Annotated in this window: 17 protein-coding genes; 13 read left to right on the forward strand and 4 right to left on the reverse strand. The window is 35.7% G+C overall.

Annotated elements, in window-relative coordinates; genetic code table 11:
- Positions 1-114: 114 nt before the first annotated feature.
- The gene (locus tag DM800_RS06950) at positions 115-1,314 is read left to right on the forward strand and encodes a class I SAM-dependent rRNA methyltransferase (RefSeq protein WP_087985357.1); all 1,200 of its coding nucleotides are present in this window, start codon (positions 115-117) and stop codon (positions 1,312-1,314) included.
- A gap of 39 nt (positions 1,315-1,353) precedes the next feature.
- Here the strand turns inward: DM800_RS06950 and DM800_RS06955 are convergent, their stop codons facing one another.
- Together DM800_RS06955 and DM800_RS29110 are read right to left on the reverse strand one after the other, a co-directional pair.
- Entirely contained in the window at positions 1,354-1,548 is a 195-nt protein-coding gene (locus DM800_RS06955) for a YwbE family protein (RefSeq protein WP_147786631.1), read from the reverse strand.
- A complete protein-coding gene (locus tag DM800_RS29110; RefSeq protein WP_048544295.1) occupies positions 1,549-1,722 on the reverse strand; it encodes a hypothetical protein in 174 nt (57 codons plus the stop codon).
- A gap of 169 nt (positions 1,723-1,891) precedes the next feature.
- Here DM800_RS29110 and DM800_RS06960 point away from each other — a divergent pair, with 169 nt between their 5' ends.
- The 7 genes from DM800_RS06960 to DM800_RS06985 all read left to right on the forward strand — a co-directional run bounded on the left by DM800_RS06960 (position 1,892) and on the right by DM800_RS06985 (position 7,086).
- The gene (locus tag DM800_RS06960) at positions 1,892-2,584 is read left to right on the forward strand and encodes a response regulator transcription factor (RefSeq protein ID WP_087985356.1); all 693 of its coding nucleotides are present in this window, start codon (positions 1,892-1,894) and stop codon (positions 2,582-2,584) included.
- A 1-nt stretch (position 2,585) separates the two neighbouring features.
- Positions 2,586-3,521, forward strand: coding sequence for a sensor histidine kinase (locus tag DM800_RS06965; protein ID WP_147786632.1), 936 nt, complete (start codon positions 2,586-2,588; stop codon positions 3,519-3,521).
- A 124-nt stretch (positions 3,522-3,645) separates the two neighbouring features.
- Positions 3,646-4,569 carry an ABC transporter ATP-binding protein gene (locus DM800_RS06970; RefSeq protein ID WP_088064530.1) on the forward strand — a complete coding sequence of 308 codons (924 nt, stop codon included), beginning with the start codon at positions 3,646-3,648 and terminating at the stop codon, positions 4,567-4,569.
- On the forward strand, positions 4,562-4,723 hold the full coding sequence (locus tag DM800_RS29115) for a hypothetical protein (RefSeq protein WP_176546134.1): 162 nt from the start codon (positions 4,562-4,564) through the stop codon (positions 4,721-4,723). Before DM800_RS06970 ends, DM800_RS29115 begins: the two co-directional genes overlap by 8 nt.
- Positions 4,724-4,757: 34 nt before the next feature.
- Complete coding sequence (locus DM800_RS06975; RefSeq protein ID WP_088064528.1) at positions 4,758-5,462, forward strand: ABC transporter permease; 705 nt, start codon at positions 4,758-4,760, stop codon at positions 5,460-5,462.
- 34 nt (positions 5,463-5,496) lie between these two features.
- Entirely contained in the window at positions 5,497-6,369 is an 873-nt protein-coding gene (locus tag DM800_RS06980; protein WP_147786633.1) for a DUF4097 family beta strand repeat-containing protein, read from the forward strand.
- A 24-nt stretch (positions 6,370-6,393) separates the two neighbouring features.
- Complete coding sequence (locus DM800_RS06985; protein WP_147786634.1) at positions 6,394-7,086, forward strand: ABC transporter permease; 693 nt, start codon at positions 6,394-6,396, stop codon at positions 7,084-7,086.
- Between the two features lie 61 nt (positions 7,087-7,147).
- Here DM800_RS06985 and DM800_RS06990 read toward each other — a convergent pair whose 3' ends face one another.
- Positions 7,148-7,477: a YfjL-like protein gene (locus DM800_RS06990; protein ID WP_147786635.1), complete on the reverse strand. Its 330-nt coding sequence runs from the start codon at positions 7,475-7,477 to the stop codon at positions 7,148-7,150.
- A 137-nt stretch (positions 7,478-7,614) separates the two neighbouring features.
- Positions 7,615-8,118 (reverse strand): DinB family protein, encoded by a 504-nt coding sequence (locus DM800_RS06995; protein ID WP_088064526.1) that lies wholly within the window; start codon positions 8,116-8,118, stop codon positions 7,615-7,617.
- Between the two features lie 552 nt (positions 8,119-8,670).
- Here DM800_RS06995 and DM800_RS07000 point away from each other — a divergent pair.
- The 5 genes from DM800_RS07000 to etfB all read left to right on the forward strand — a co-directional run bounded on the left by DM800_RS07000 (position 8,671) and on the right by etfB (position 13,899).
- Positions 8,671-9,690 (forward strand): collagen-like protein, encoded by a 1,020-nt coding sequence (locus tag DM800_RS07000; RefSeq protein ID WP_147786636.1) that lies wholly within the window; start codon positions 8,671-8,673, stop codon positions 9,688-9,690.
- Between the two features lie 189 nt (positions 9,691-9,879).
- A complete protein-coding gene (locus DM800_RS07005) occupies positions 9,880-11,565 on the forward strand; it encodes a long-chain-fatty-acid--CoA ligase (protein ID WP_137014403.1) in 1,686 nt (561 codons plus the stop codon).
- Positions 11,566-11,671: 106 nt separating this feature from the next.
- Positions 11,672-12,259 (forward strand): TetR/AcrR family transcriptional regulator, encoded by a 588-nt coding sequence (locus DM800_RS07010; protein ID WP_000742213.1) that lies wholly within the window; start codon positions 11,672-11,674, stop codon positions 12,257-12,259.
- 11 nt (positions 12,260-12,270) lie between these two features.
- Positions 12,271-13,047: an enoyl-CoA hydratase gene (locus tag DM800_RS07015; RefSeq protein ID WP_147786637.1), complete on the forward strand. Its 777-nt coding sequence runs from the start codon at positions 12,271-12,273 to the stop codon at positions 13,045-13,047.
- Positions 13,048-13,125: 78 nt separating this feature from the next.
- Positions 13,126-13,899 carry an electron transfer flavoprotein subunit beta gene (etfB, locus tag DM800_RS07020; protein ID WP_147786638.1) on the forward strand — a complete coding sequence of 258 codons (774 nt, stop codon included), beginning with the start codon at positions 13,126-13,128 and terminating at the stop codon, positions 13,897-13,899.
- Positions 13,900-13,913 lie beyond the last annotated feature (14 nt).

Below are 13,913 nucleotides of genomic sequence, written 5' to 3' on the forward strand. Positions count from 1 at the left end.
CGAGTTGTACTAGCAAAGCAATAATATGGTATAGTGAAACGAGGCTGTTTTTTCAGGCTCGTTTTTTAAATGCTTCCTATAGAGAAAGCATGCAAATGGAAAGGAAGTTATTATATGCGATCAGAAGTAACTGTAAAAATAAAACCGAAATTTATAAAAGAAATTAAAAGTGGATATCCGCTTATTTTAAAAGATGCGATTCAAAATTTAAATGATGTTCAGGAAGAAGGAACAATCATTAAAGTAGTAGATGAGAAGAACCATTTTGTCGGAAAAGGTTATTATGGAAAACAAAATAAAGGATACGGCTGGATTTTAACGAGAAAAGAGAGTGAACAAATTAATCAATCTTTCTTTGAAAGTAAAATAAAATCTGCCTTACATAAACGAAAGCAATTTTACAAATCAAGTGATACGACAGCATTCCGTGCCCTAAATGGTGAAGGTGATGGTCTTGGAGGCTTAATTATTGATTATTATGACGGCTATTATGTAGTAAGTTGGTATAGTGAAGGGATTTATACTTTCAGAGATGAGATTATAGCAGCTCTTCAAAAAGTAGCAAACTTTAAAGGTATTTATGAGAAAAAGCGTTTTGATACGAAAGGGAAATACATTGAAGGCGATGATTTCGTAGCAGGAGTACGCGGTGAGTTCCCGCTTATCGTAAAAGAGAACGGTGTGAACTTTGCTGTTTATTTAAATGACGGAGCGATGGTTGGTGTATTTTTAGATCAGCGTAACGTTCGAAAACAAATTCGTGATAAATATGCAAAGGGGAGAACAGTATTAAATATGTTCTCTTATACAGGTGCTTTCTCTGTATTTGCAGCGCTTGGCGGAGCGAGTAAAACGACGAGTGTCGACCTTGCAAATCGTAGTTTAAGTAAAACGATTGAGCAGTTTAGTGTAAATGAAGTTGATTATGAAGCGCAAGATATTATTGTAGAAGATGTATTTCTTTACTTCAAATATGCAGCTAAGAAAAAGATGAAATTTGATATGGTCGTACTTGATCCTCCAAGTTTTGCACGCTCAAAAAAATATACATTTAGTGCAGCGAAAGATTATAAAAACTTACTAAAAGAAACAATTGCGATTACAGAAAATAACGGGATTATCGTTGCTTCTACAAACTGTAGCGCATTTGATATGAAAAAGTTTAAAGGATTTATCGATACGGCATTTAAAGAAATGAATGGCAAATATAAAATATTAGAAGAACATTCTTTACCAGAAGATTTTCGTACCATTGATCAATTCAAAGAAGGAGACTATTTAAAAGTAGTTTTCATTGAGAAAATTAAAGGGTAATAAAGAAAAAGGAGCTCGAGTTTACTTGAGCTCCTTTTCTTATTGAACGATATTTTGTACTCTACCGACTTGCCCGTCCTGCAATCGTACTTTAATGCCATGTGGATGAGAAGGGGAGTTTGTTAAAACATCTTTTACAATTCCACGTGTTAATTTACCGGTGCGTTGATCTTGTTTTAATACAATATCAACTTCAAGACCGGGTGCGATATTAGAACGTTTTTGTCCGTTCATTTATACACCTGTACGTCTACGTTGGTTGTTTGTTTTCTTCGTTTGTTGGTTTTGTAATTTTTTCGTTGCTTGGCTTTGATTTGTATTATTTGCACCATTTCCATTTCCTTGCTTTTTCTTTGCAAGTTGTTCACGCATTAAATCAGCTAAGCTTACTTTTTTGTTTTCTGACATGATAAGTCTCCTTTATATAAAGTTAATTATGAACAATAGTAGTGAATTTTATCATATCATTGTTAAGGAAGGAAGGGAAGTTGGTTTGAAAATTCATATAATTCTTTCCAGTATTCATTCGTTACGATACAATTGAAATGTTAATGTTTTTAAAAAAGGGGATAGACATATGTCACATCATATTTTATTAGTTGAAGATGATATTTCAATTCAAGAGATGGTGGAAAAGTATTTAATAAAGGAAGGTTTTCAAGTTACAATCGCGTCTGACGGAGAAGAAGGGGTGCAAGCATTTTTTAAATCATCATTTGATTTAGTTATCCTCGACATTATGATGCCAAAGCTAGATGGCTTAGAGGTTGTGCGAATCATTCGGGAAAAAAGTGCCGTTCCGATTTTAATGATGTCGGCAAAAGATACAGATGTTGATAAAGCTGTTGGATTAGGACTTGGAGCAGATGATTACATTTGTAAGCCGTTTTCTATGATTGAATTGGCTGCACGTGTAAAAGCGGGTATTCGGAGGTCTACGAAATATTCGGCTACAGAAACAACAGAAAAGATGATTCAAATTGGTGATTTGACAATTGACCCAATTAATTTTACGGTTGAAAAAAACGGAAAGTCGCTCAAACTTACTTTAAAAGAATTTGAGATTTTAAAGCTATTCGTAAAGAATCAAAATCGTGTATTTACGAAAGCGCAAATATATACGTTAGTTTGGAACGAAGAGTATTACGGTGATGATAATGTTATAAATGTTCATATGAGAAGATTGCGCGAGAAAATTGAAAGTGATCCATCTAATCCAGAGTATATTAAAACGTTATGGGGCATCGGCTATAAGTTGGAAGTGATGTAATATGGTCAATTTGTTAATAGGTATTATTTTTACATTGTTATGTGTCATTTACATACAGTATAAAATGAGAAAAAACAGTAGCAAAAATTTACGATACACATATGAAAAGCTAGAAAGCATTGTAAATGAACAAACAGGCGAGAAGTTACTCGTTATGACAGATGATCTACAATTACAAAAATTATTAGTGGCAATTAATCAATTATTAGCTGCAAAACAGAAAACGAATGCAGATCATGCAAAAGTAGAAATTTCGATGAGAAAAATGCTTTCAAATATTTCACATGATTTAAAGACGCCACTAACAGTTATTCTTGGATATACAGAAATGTTAAATAAGGATAAAGCGATGAATAAAGAAGAACAGCAAATATTACTTGAAAAGGTGCATGTAAAAACACTAGAAGTAATGGAATTGATTCATAAGTTTTTTGATTTAGCAAAATTAGAATCTGGTGACAAGGCAATCGAGATGACAAAAGTAAATATGAATGAAGTTTGTCGTGAGAAGATTTTATCTTTTTATGATTTAGTGACGGCGAAAGGGTTTCAAGTTCATATTGATATACCAGAAAGAAATATATATGCACTTGGAAATGTAGAAGTATTAGGTAGAGTATTGAATAATTTAATATCAAATGCAATTACATATGGAGACGATGGAAAGACACTTGGTGTGAGGTTAAGAGATAATGAAACGAGTGTGTATATAGATGTATGGGATACAGGGAAAGGAATTGATGAATCTCATATTGATAAAGTGTTTGAGCGTATGTACACACTTGAAGATTCAAGAAATAGATTGTACCAAGGGAGCGGTTTAGGGTTAACGATTACGAAACGGCTTGTGGAAGCGATGGATGGGAAAATTAACCTTTCTAGTAAGCCATATAAAAAAACGATTTTTACAGTTGTATTAAAAAAGATGCTGTTTTAGCTTGTAGAGAAGTAGATTCTACAAGCTTTTTTCAACGTAAGGAATTTGTAAGGAACGGGTAAGAAAAAAGAGATTTCCGTTGTCTATTATAGAAGTATAAGGTAGTGCGAAAGGAGACAGTGACATGACATATATATTAAAAACGAATCAGTTAACGAAAGTGTTTAAAGGGAAAGAAGTTATTTCTAGCGTCAACATGCATGTGAAAAAAGGAGAGATATACGGTTTCTTAGGACCGAATGGTGCAGGTAAAACAACGATTATGAAAATGATTACAAATTTAATAAAACCGACGAGCGGTGATATTGAAATTTTTGGTGAGAAGTTAACGGATACATCTTATGAATTGTTAAAGCGCATGGGGACAATTATCGAATATCCAATCTTTTATGATAAATTAACGGCGAAGGAAAACTTAGAATTACATTGTGAATATATGGGGTATTACGACAAGAACGCAATTGATCATGCTTTAAATTTAGTGAAATTGCACGGTATAGATGATAAAAAAGTAAAAGATTTTTCATTAGGTATGAAGCAACGACTTGGTATTGCAAGGGCAATCATGACAAAGCCAGAATTACTCATTTTAGATGAACCTATTAACGGCTTAGATCCAATTGGTATTAAAGAATTACGAGACTTATTTAAAATGCTCTGCAAAGAATATGGTATTACGTTGTTAGTCTCTAGTCATATTTTAGGCGAGATGGAACAAATGGCGGATACAATTGGTGTAATTCAAAATGGAAAACTAATAAAAGAAGTTTCAATGAAGAGTATTAACGGAAAACAAACAGAGTACATTGAAATTACTGTTCTTGATGTGAAGCGTGCAGCTTATATTTTAGAAGATAAACTCGGTATAAAAAATTACAAAATAATGAGTGGAAATATGATTCGTGTGTATGAATTGGCGGCGACACAGCAAGCCATTTCAAAAGCACTTATTATGAACGATGTAGAAATTGAAAGTATTAATAAAAAACATAGTTCCTTAGAAGAATATTTCTTAAATGTAATGGATGGAGAGGGCATTCATGCTTAATGGATTGTTAGTGAATCTAGTAAGTGGATTGATTGTAATGTTCATAAGTGGGATTTTATATTATAGAAAACCAGAGCGGAAATGGTTGTTAATTGTACTAGTGATAGGAATAGTAAGCGTAGTTACGGCTGGAATTAGAATGTTAGCAGCGTAGAGATAGTTATATAAAGGATGGAGGAGTGGTTTGTATGCTTAGATTAATGAAGCTTGAGTGGAAAAAGCATCGATTATCTAGTTACTTTAAAAGTGTAGCAATTTGTATTATAGCAATTTTCGCTGCAGTAAGCCTTATGGCATTAGGAATGAAAGCTGAGGGAGACGTGCTCTTCTCTGACTTCACACAGAACATGGCTTTAGCAAATATTTTTATTAGGATAACATTCATTATTTTTAGTTCGGTCATTTTATCACGTTTAGTAATTGATGAGTATAAGAACAAAACGATACAACTATCATTTATGTACCCACTGCAAAGGAAAATGTTAATGAGAGCGAAATTAACAATTGTTTTTTGTTTTTGTTTTGTGAGCACGATTATTGCTACTTTTATTATTAGTTTGCTCGTATATTTTGTGAGTCCAATGATGGGGCTGATTGAAACGCCAGCTACGATAGGTGAAATAATAGCTATCGTTCCAGCTACTATTATAAGTGCATTTATGATATCTGGTATAAGTTTAATTTCTTTATTTTTTGGGATGAGAAAGAAATCAACACCGACAACGATTACTTCGGCTGTAATAATTGGTATGCTGATTAGTGGTAACGTTGGGGCTGAAAGCAATCAAGTAAGTATGTTTGATTTTATAGCTATCCCAATAGTGCTCTGTTTATTAGGGATTTTCATTAGTTATCTATCGTTTCGTAAAATCGACAAGATCGATGTGGCGTGAAGCAAGCCTAAAACAAAAACGAACTGGGGTATGAATGGTGAAAAAAATAATAGTAATTGCAATATTATTTTTGACAATTGCTAGTGTGGTTTTTGGCTTTAAGGTATTTCAGGGGAAAGATTTTAAGAAAGAAAAGTCTTTTGAGATAAATCATATAAAAGAAATAGAAGTGAACAATGAAGACTGGGATATTGAATTTAAAGGTACAGATGCTAACAAAATAGTGATTTTGGCTCAAGGTAAACAAGTGGATGAAGAGATAGATCCTGTCGAAATAGAACATGAAGGGAATAAAGTTATAGTTAAGCAAAAACAAAAGGCGACCAGATTCTTTAATGGTTTTACGTTTAGGAAGAAAAATAGTATATCTATAGTTGTTCCGAAGAAAGAAATAGATAAAATTGTATTAAATAATAAATCGGGTGATGTGAAAATAAGGGATATAGAAGTGAAAAATATTGTGACAAAAAGTGAGTCTGAAGATGGAATGGTTGTAGGACTATCGGCAGAGAAGGGTGAATTTACATCCGAAAGCGGAGATTTAATGTTAAAAGATAGTTCATTACAAGAAGTAAATATAACTTCTACTACTGGCGATAATTATGTGAAAAATATAAAAAACGAAAATATGAACATCACTTCAACATCCGGTGAAGTATTACTGAAAGATATGAAAGAAGGAAAATCATTATTTGTAGAAACAAAGTCAGGAGATATTGGCGTAAGATATAAAGGTGTTCCAGCTTCATTGAAACTTACGGCTAAAAGTAATTCGTCTGACGTAATGATAGATTTAAAAGGACTTAAGAAAGATAAAAATACAGAAAAGATAAAAGCAGGAACGATTGGTGATGCAAAAAACAAAGTGGAGATTTTAAGTAAAACAGGGGTAATTTATATCGATTAAAATGTAAATGAAAGGAGGACTATTATGCTACGTCTTATGAAGCTAGAACTGAAGAAATTTAAGATTGGATGGTATGTGAGGGGAGCGATTATTGCAAATATCGCTATACTGGCATTACTGATCTTTACGAGCATCGTTTCTCAAATAGAAGGAGATCCAGAAATAAGAGATCCACAGATGGTTTTGTTAATGGCTAGTACATTAGTAAGAGCAACATTTATTATTTTTGGTAGTGTGTTAATCGCAAGGTTAATAATTAGTGAATATAAAAACAAAACAATACTACTTATGTTTTCTTATCCAATTAACCGAAAGAAAATGATGGTTAGTAAGTTGGTTATTACAGCAACATTAACATTTATAACAGTTATTTTATCTAATATTTTAGTAGTAGGAATGTTCTTTGCGGTAGATAGCTATTTTTCAATTCTTCCTAATTCATTCACAGTAGATCAATTGATGCAAGAAGGGATAAACCTTGTTCCTTTAGCCGTTGCAACTGCGGGAATAAGTTTAATCCCACTATATTTCGGAATGCGTAAACGTTCAGTGCCAACTACAATTGTTTCATCCCTTATCGTTGTATCAATTGCAATGAATAGCACTACGTTTTCTGTAGCAACTTTCCTTCCTCTTCAACTAGCATTGGCAGCAATTGGAGTTGTGATTGCATGTTACGGAATTAAAAATATAGAGAAGGAAGATATAACTGTATGACAAGAATAAAAAAAGAGTTGACGTTACAGCAACTCTTTTTTTGTATATGTATGCTTTGTTACTACTCTGTAAATTTGGAGTGTTTGCTTAAATATGCTTGTACTCCTGGAGAAATATTAAAGTTATTAGGACTTTTATATTCGATAGTAAACTCTCCGTCTTTACTTGTTTCAAAGGAGATTGCATAGCTATTCATTTTAGCATCGTAAGAAGTATTTTTGACTTCCGCATCTAGATTAAAGTATTTTGTAATATATTCTTTTGATTCCGTAACTGCTGTTTGTTTTCCCCAAGGGGTACCATAACTTGTACAATAAAGAGACACACTGATAACTCCGATAATAGAAGTTAGTAAAATTCCCATAGCTATTTTTTTATTTTTTGTATTCAATTTGGTTGCCCCTCCTCATAATATGTATTCATTTTAACGTATTTTTTCCATAAAACAACCATTTAGCAAAAATAGTTTCACATGAAACAAGTTACAGAAAAAGACAAGATGTGTAAACAACTTGTCTTTTTTTATTGTTACATTTTAGGAGCTTCCATTCCAGCCGCGGCCCATTCTTCTTTTGCAGGACCATATACGCCAGGGACGGTTAAGCCAGCTTGGCGCATTAAAACAGTCATTTGTCCGCGGTGGTGATTTTGATGATTAATGAGTGTCATTAAAAATATAGAATTCGGCATAGGACGACCAAAGAAGTCATTAATAGTAGCTAAGTCTTTATCAGTCCATTCGCCTTGAAGTGCATCAACAAAAGCTGCGTTCACTTTACGATACCCATCTGAAATTGTTTTAGCTGAAGGTGGAACAGGATAATCTTTTGTTTCTCCTTCAAATTTAAGTCCCGTACCAGATAATATAACTGGAATTGCCGTCACGATATGCCAAGCAACTCTGCCTAACGTCCAGTGCCCAGGTGCAATTTCTTTTGACAAAGATTCATCTGTTAATGCATCGAGCATCTTCTGAGTAGACTCAGCCTCGTATGTCCATGATTGCAAGAAGCCTTCAATAGTTTGGTACATATTTATCCCTCCTAGTTAGTTCATAGGTTACATTCGTGAAAAAAAGATAGTTTCCTTTTGACCTTATAAGAATGAATAAAAAAGGAGACTTCCAAGAAGCTCCTTTTTAACTTTCTTCCAACTTTTTCTCACCAACCATAAGAAATAAGGTGCTCCAAGTACAGCAACATTCAAATTTGCGTAACGATAAAGAGTTGAATAATTGTTGAGCCGAGAGCTGAAATACCGATTTCTATTAAAGCAAGGGCTGTTGAGCTAAATCCTAATTTCCATGAAAAAAAGGGAAATTTCAACTGCAAGTAGTCCACTGATGAATACACTAATTGGATTGAAGTTTATATGTATATGCAGAATGAAAAAAAAGAATTTCATTTGAGCAAGAAGGCAAAAGTACAAGCAAAAAGAGAGCGAATCGCATGTAATAATTACTAGAATGTATGGAATAAATCTGTGTTTATCCCCACTAGGTAAAGTATTTCTTTGTTATTTAGATAGGTGTTTTCTAACTCGGTGATTGTACTTAAAAGATCGAATGTAAAGGAAGTGATCAACATGTCTTCATGGAGCAATAATATAAATGGATATTGTGGGTGTAATAATCAAAATGGTGTACATGTTGATTCATGCTGTTTTAGTTGTGATGGGACAGTTCCTAAGCTTGGCCCAACAGGTCCGACGGGAGCAACGGGTCCAACAGGTGACACAGGTCCGACGGGAGCGACGGGAATAACAGGGGCAACAGGTCCAACGGGAGCGACGGGAATAACAGGGGCAACAGGTCCAACGGGAGCGACGGGAATAACAGGAACAACGGGTCCGACGGGAGCAACAGGTCCAACGGGAATAACAGGAACAACGGGTCCGACGGGAGCAACAGGAATAACAGGAGCAACGGGAATAACAGGAATAACAGGAGTAACAGGTCCAACAGGAGCAACAGGAGCAACAGGAATAACAGGAACAGCGGGTCCGACGGGAGCAACAGGAATAACAGGGGCAACAGGTCCAACAGGAGCGACGGGAATAACAGGAACAACGGGTCCGACGGGAGCAACAGGAATAACAGGAACAACAGGTCCAACGGGAGCAACAGGTCCAACAGGTCCAACAGGTCCAACGGGAGTAACGGGTTCAACAGGAGCAACGGGAATAACAGGTACAAGTATCACGGCGACGTATGCATTTGCAAATAATACGTCAGGAACAGCTATATCGGTACTTCTTGGTGGAACGAATGTCCCGCTTCCAAATAATCAAAACATCGGTCCAGGTATTACTGTTTCTGGGGGGAATACAGTATTTACGGTTGCAAATGCTGGGAATTATTATATTTCATACACGATTAATATAACGGCTTCATTATTAGTCAGTTCACGGATTACAATTAATGGAGCACCACTTGCTGGGACAATTAATTCTCCTGCGGTAGCAACTACATCATTTAGTGCAACAATCATTACAACTCTTGCAGCAGGAGATGCTATTAGTTTGCAACTATTTGGTTTGTTAGCTGTTGCAACATTATCAACAACTACACCAGGAGCTGTGTTAACGATAATAAGATTAAGCTAAATAATAACTCTCTTATTTTTTTATAGATTAGGAGAGTTTGTACATATAATAAGAAGTTAATGGAGTGAAGCATAGTTATGTAAAAGTCAGAATATTATGATTGTAACGTTATGGCGACTATAATATAATGAAACCAACCATCATGAATGAACATTCATTTATTTTTATGTATTTGAAGGGGGAATGAAGGTGGAAAAACCATGGTTGAAAAGTTATCCAGAAGAAATTCCAAGTATGATTTCTTATGATATTCAGCCGCTTCATAGATATGTGGAACAGGTGGCTTCTCGTTATCCAGAAAAGAAAGCGCTTCACTTTTTAGGGAAGGATATTACATTTTCAGACTTCCACGATAAGGTGAAGAGGTTTGCAAATTATCTTCAAAAGCTCGGTGTGGAAAAGGGTGATCGAGTTGCTATTATGTTGCCGAACTGTCCGCAATCTGTAATTGGTTATTATGGTACATTACTTGCGGGAGGTATCGTAGTACAAACAAATCCACTATATACAGAAAGAGAATTAGAATACCAGCTTCATGACTCGGGAGCAAAAGTAATTCTTTGTCTCGATTTAGTGTTTCCAAGAGTAACGAATATTCAATCTGCTACAAAAATTGAACATATTATCGTAACTCGGATTGCGGACTTTTTACCCTTCCCTAAAAATTTACTTTATCCATTTGTACAAAAAAAGCAGGCAAATCTTGTTGTAAATGTGTCGGAAAGCGAAACGATTCATCTATGGAAATCAGTAGAAAGAGAAAGTAATGTTAATGTTGAAGTGCCTTGTGATCCTGAAAATGATCTAGCCCTTTTACAGTACACAGGAGGAACAACTGGATTTCCGAAAGGCGTTATGTTGACGCATAAAAACCTTGTTTCGAACACTTTAATGGGAGCTCATTGGCTATATAATTGTAAAGAAGGGGAAGAAGTAATTCTTGGTGTCCTTCCGTTCTTTCATGTGTATGGGATGACAGCTGTAATGAATTTAAGTATTATGCAAGGATATAAGATGGTGCTGATTCCGAAGTTTGATATGAAAATGGTTTTTGAAGCGATAAAAAAACATAAAGTCACACTATTTCCAGGGGCACCGACCATTTATATTGCTCTATTAAATAGTCCCCTCTTAAAAGAATATGATATTTCTTCTATTCAAGCTTGTATTAGTGGATCTGCCCCGCTTCCTGTAGAAGTACAGGAAGAGTTTGAGAGAGTTACAGGTGGGAAATTGGTAGAAGGTTATGGATTAACGGAGTCGTCGCCAGTTACACATGGGAATTTTTTGTGGGAAAAACGCGTGCCAGGAAGTATTGGTGTGCCGTGGCCAGATACAGAGGCAAACATTATGTCACTTGAAACTGGAGAGGCTTTACCTCCGGGTGAAATTGGTGAAATTGTTGTAAAGGGTCCTCAAATTATGAAAGGGTATTGGAATAAGCCAGAAGAAACAGCAGCTGTATTACAAGACGGATGGCTTCATACAGGTGATGTTGGTTACATGGATGAAGATGGATTTTTCTATGTGAAAGATCGTAAGAAAGATATGATTGTTGCGAGTGGATTTAATGTGTATCCTCGTGAAGTAGAAGAAGTATTATATGAGCATGAAAAAGTGCAAGAAGTAGTGACGATTGGAGTTCCCGATCCGTACCGGGGAGAGACAGTTAAAGCATTTGTTGTGTTAAAAGAAGGTGCGGAGTGTTCTGAGGAAGAATTAAACCAGTTTGCGCGTAAATATTTAGCGGCTTATAAAGTGCCGAAAGTATATGAGTTTAGAGATGAACTGCCGAAAACGACAGTCGGAAAAATTTTACGCCGTGTCCTAATAGATGAAGAGAAAAGAAAAAATGAGGATGAGCAAACGGGCTAAGGCCCTTTCTTTTTGAAAAAATAGGATTGACACTTTTCTAAATAGTCAGTATTATAAGAATATGAATGACTATTCATTCAGTCATCTTCTTGAAGGGGACAGTAAAGTGAAGAAAAATAGACCGAAATACAATCAAATTATTGATGCGGCAGTCATTGTGATTGCGGAGAATGGGTACCACCAAGCGCAAGTTTCTAAAATAGCAAAGCAAGCTGGGGTAGCTGATGGCACGATTTATTTATATTTTAAAAATAAAGAAGATATATTAATATCCTTATTCCAAGAGAAGATGGGAGATTTTGTCGAAACAATTCGTCAAAAAACAGCAGGAATTGAAAGCGCTGTATCGAAGTTATTCATGTTGGTAGAAACGCACTTCTTGCTGTTATCACAAAATGATCCTCTTGCTATCGTTACGCAATTAGAGCTAAGACAGTCCAATCAAGACTTACGCCTAAAAATAAATGAAGTATTAAAAGGCTACTTACAAGTTATGGATGAGATTTTAGAGACAGGTATAAAGCAAGGTGAATTCCAAGCGGATTTAAATGTTCGCGTGGCAAGACAAATGATCTTTGGAACAGTAGATGAAGTTGTGACCAATTGGGTAATGAGCGATCATAAGTATGATCTGGTCGCACTTTCAAAAACGGTACATGGGCTACTTATTGCAGCTTGTGGTTATCGTCAATAATGGGAGGGATCATGTTGAAATTCCTATCTGTAAGAGTTGAAAATCATATCGCGGTGGCGACGTTAAATCATGCGCCGGCAAACGCGATGTCTTCACAAGTTATGCATGACGTTACTGAATTAATTGATCAAGTGGAGAAGGATGATAACATTCGTGTTGTTGTTATTCACGGTGAAGGGCGCTTCTTCTCGGCGGGAGCAGATATTAAAGAATTTACATCTGTTACTGAAGCGAAGCAAGCGACAGAATTAGCGCAGCTTGGACAAGTTACGTTTGAGCGTGTTGAAAAATGTTCAAAACCAGTTATCGCGGCAATTCATGGAGCGGCACTTGGCGGCGGCCTTGAGTTTGCTATGTCTTGCCACATGCGCTTTGCAACTGAAAGTGCAAAACTTGGTTTACCTGAATTAACACTTGGATTAATTCCTGGATTTGCAGGTACACAGCGATTACCACGTTATGTTGGGAAAGCGAAAGCTTGTGAAATGATGTTAACAAGTACACCGATTACTGGTGCAGAAGCATTAAAATGGGGACTTGTTAACGGAGTTTTTGCTGAAGAAACATTTTTAGATGATACGCTTAAAGTTGCAAAACAGATTGCTGGAAAAAGCCCAGCGACGACTCGTGCTGTACTAGAGTTATTGCAAACGACGAAATCGTCTCATTATTATGAAGGTGTACAACGCGAAGCTCAAATCTTTGGTGAAGTATTTACGGGTGAAGATGGAAGAGAAGGTGTAGCAGCGTTTTTAGAAAAACGTAAGCCTTCATTTAGTGGCAGGTAGTTCAATTATTTTTTTAATGTAAATTAACAGAAAATTAAAATTGATAGAATCTTTCTGAAAAACAAGGGGGTAAATGGAATGAACATCTACGTACTCATGAAACGAACATTTGATACAGAAGAAAAAATCGTAATTAAAAACGGTGCAATTTACGATGGCGAAGCGGAATTCATCATCAACCCTTACGACGAATATGCGATTGAAGAAGCAATTCAAGTAAGAGACGCACAAGGTGGCGAAGTTACTGTTGTAACAGTCGGTGGCGAAGATAGTGAGAAAGAACTTCGTACGGCATTAGCGATGGGCTGCGATAAAGCTGTATTAATTAATATTGAAGATGATGTGGAAAATGGTGACCAGTTCACGACAGCAAAAGTACTTGCTGAATATTTAAAAGATAAAGATGTAGATTTAATTTTAGGCGGGAACGTTGCAATTGATGGTGCATCTGGACAAGTTGGTCCACGCGTAGCAGAAGCGTTAAATATTCCGTACGTAACGACAATTACAAAACTTGAAATTGACGGTACAAACGTGAAGATTGAGCGTGATGTTGAAGGTGATACGGAAGTGATTGAAACTTCATTACCAGTTTTAGTAACAGCACAACAAGGTTTAAATGAACCTCGTTATCCATCGCTTCCAGGTATTATGAAAGCGAAGAAAAAGCCACTAGAAGAAGTAGAATTAGATGATTTAGATTTAGAAGAAGATGAGGTGGAAGCAAAGACAAAAACAATTGAAATCTATTTGCCTCCTAAGAAAGATGCAGGAAAAGTGTTACAAGGCGAGCTGCAAGATCAAGTAAAAGAACTTGTATCGTTGCTCCATACAGAAGCGAAAGTAATCTAATAAAATACGAAATT

This window comes from Bacillus sp. AY18-3, assembly GCF_008042305.1.
Taxonomy (GTDB): Bacteria; Bacillota; Bacilli; order Bacillales; family Bacillaceae_G; genus Bacillus_A; species Bacillus_A wiedmannii.

What these genes read in the sequence shown, in the direction of transcription:
- DM800_RS06950 (WP_087985357.1), top strand. Translation starts at nt 115, where the DNA reads ATGCGATCAGAAGTAACTGTAAAAATAAAACCGAAATTTATAAAAGAA.
- DM800_RS06955 (WP_147786631.1), bottom strand. Translation starts at nt 1,548, where the DNA reads ATGAACGGACAAAAACGTTCTAATATCGCACCCGGTCTTGAAGTTGAT.
- DM800_RS29110 (WP_048544295.1), bottom strand. Translation starts at nt 1,722, where the DNA reads ATGTCAGAAAACAAAAAAGTAAGCTTAGCTGATTTAATGCGTGAACAA.
- DM800_RS06960 (WP_087985356.1), top strand. Translation starts at nt 1,892, where the DNA reads ATGTCACATCATATTTTATTAGTTGAAGATGATATTTCAATTCAAGAG.
- DM800_RS06965 (WP_147786632.1), top strand. Translation starts at nt 2,586, where the DNA reads ATGGTCAATTTGTTAATAGGTATTATTTTTACATTGTTATGTGTCATT.
- DM800_RS06970 (WP_088064530.1), top strand. Translation starts at nt 3,646, where the DNA reads ATGACATATATATTAAAAACGAATCAGTTAACGAAAGTGTTTAAAGGG.
- DM800_RS29115 (WP_176546134.1), top strand. Translation starts at nt 4,562, where the DNA reads ATGCTTAATGGATTGTTAGTGAATCTAGTAAGTGGATTGATTGTAATG.
- DM800_RS06975 (WP_088064528.1), top strand. Translation starts at nt 4,758, where the DNA reads ATGCTTAGATTAATGAAGCTTGAGTGGAAAAAGCATCGATTATCTAGT.
- DM800_RS06980 (WP_147786633.1), top strand. Translation starts at nt 5,497, where the DNA reads ATGGTGAAAAAAATAATAGTAATTGCAATATTATTTTTGACAATTGCT.
- DM800_RS06985 (WP_147786634.1), top strand. Translation starts at nt 6,394, where the DNA reads ATGCTACGTCTTATGAAGCTAGAACTGAAGAAATTTAAGATTGGATGG.
- DM800_RS06995 (WP_088064526.1), bottom strand. Translation starts at nt 8,118, where the DNA reads ATGTACCAAACTATTGAAGGCTTCTTGCAATCATGGACATACGAGGCT.
- DM800_RS07000 (WP_147786636.1), top strand. Translation starts at nt 8,671, where the DNA reads ATGTCTTCATGGAGCAATAATATAAATGGATATTGTGGGTGTAATAAT.
- DM800_RS07015 (WP_147786637.1), top strand. Translation starts at nt 12,271, where the DNA reads ATGTTGAAATTCCTATCTGTAAGAGTTGAAAATCATATCGCGGTGGCG.
- etfB (WP_147786638.1), top strand. Translation starts at nt 13,126, where the DNA reads ATGAACATCTACGTACTCATGAAACGAACATTTGATACAGAAGAAAAA.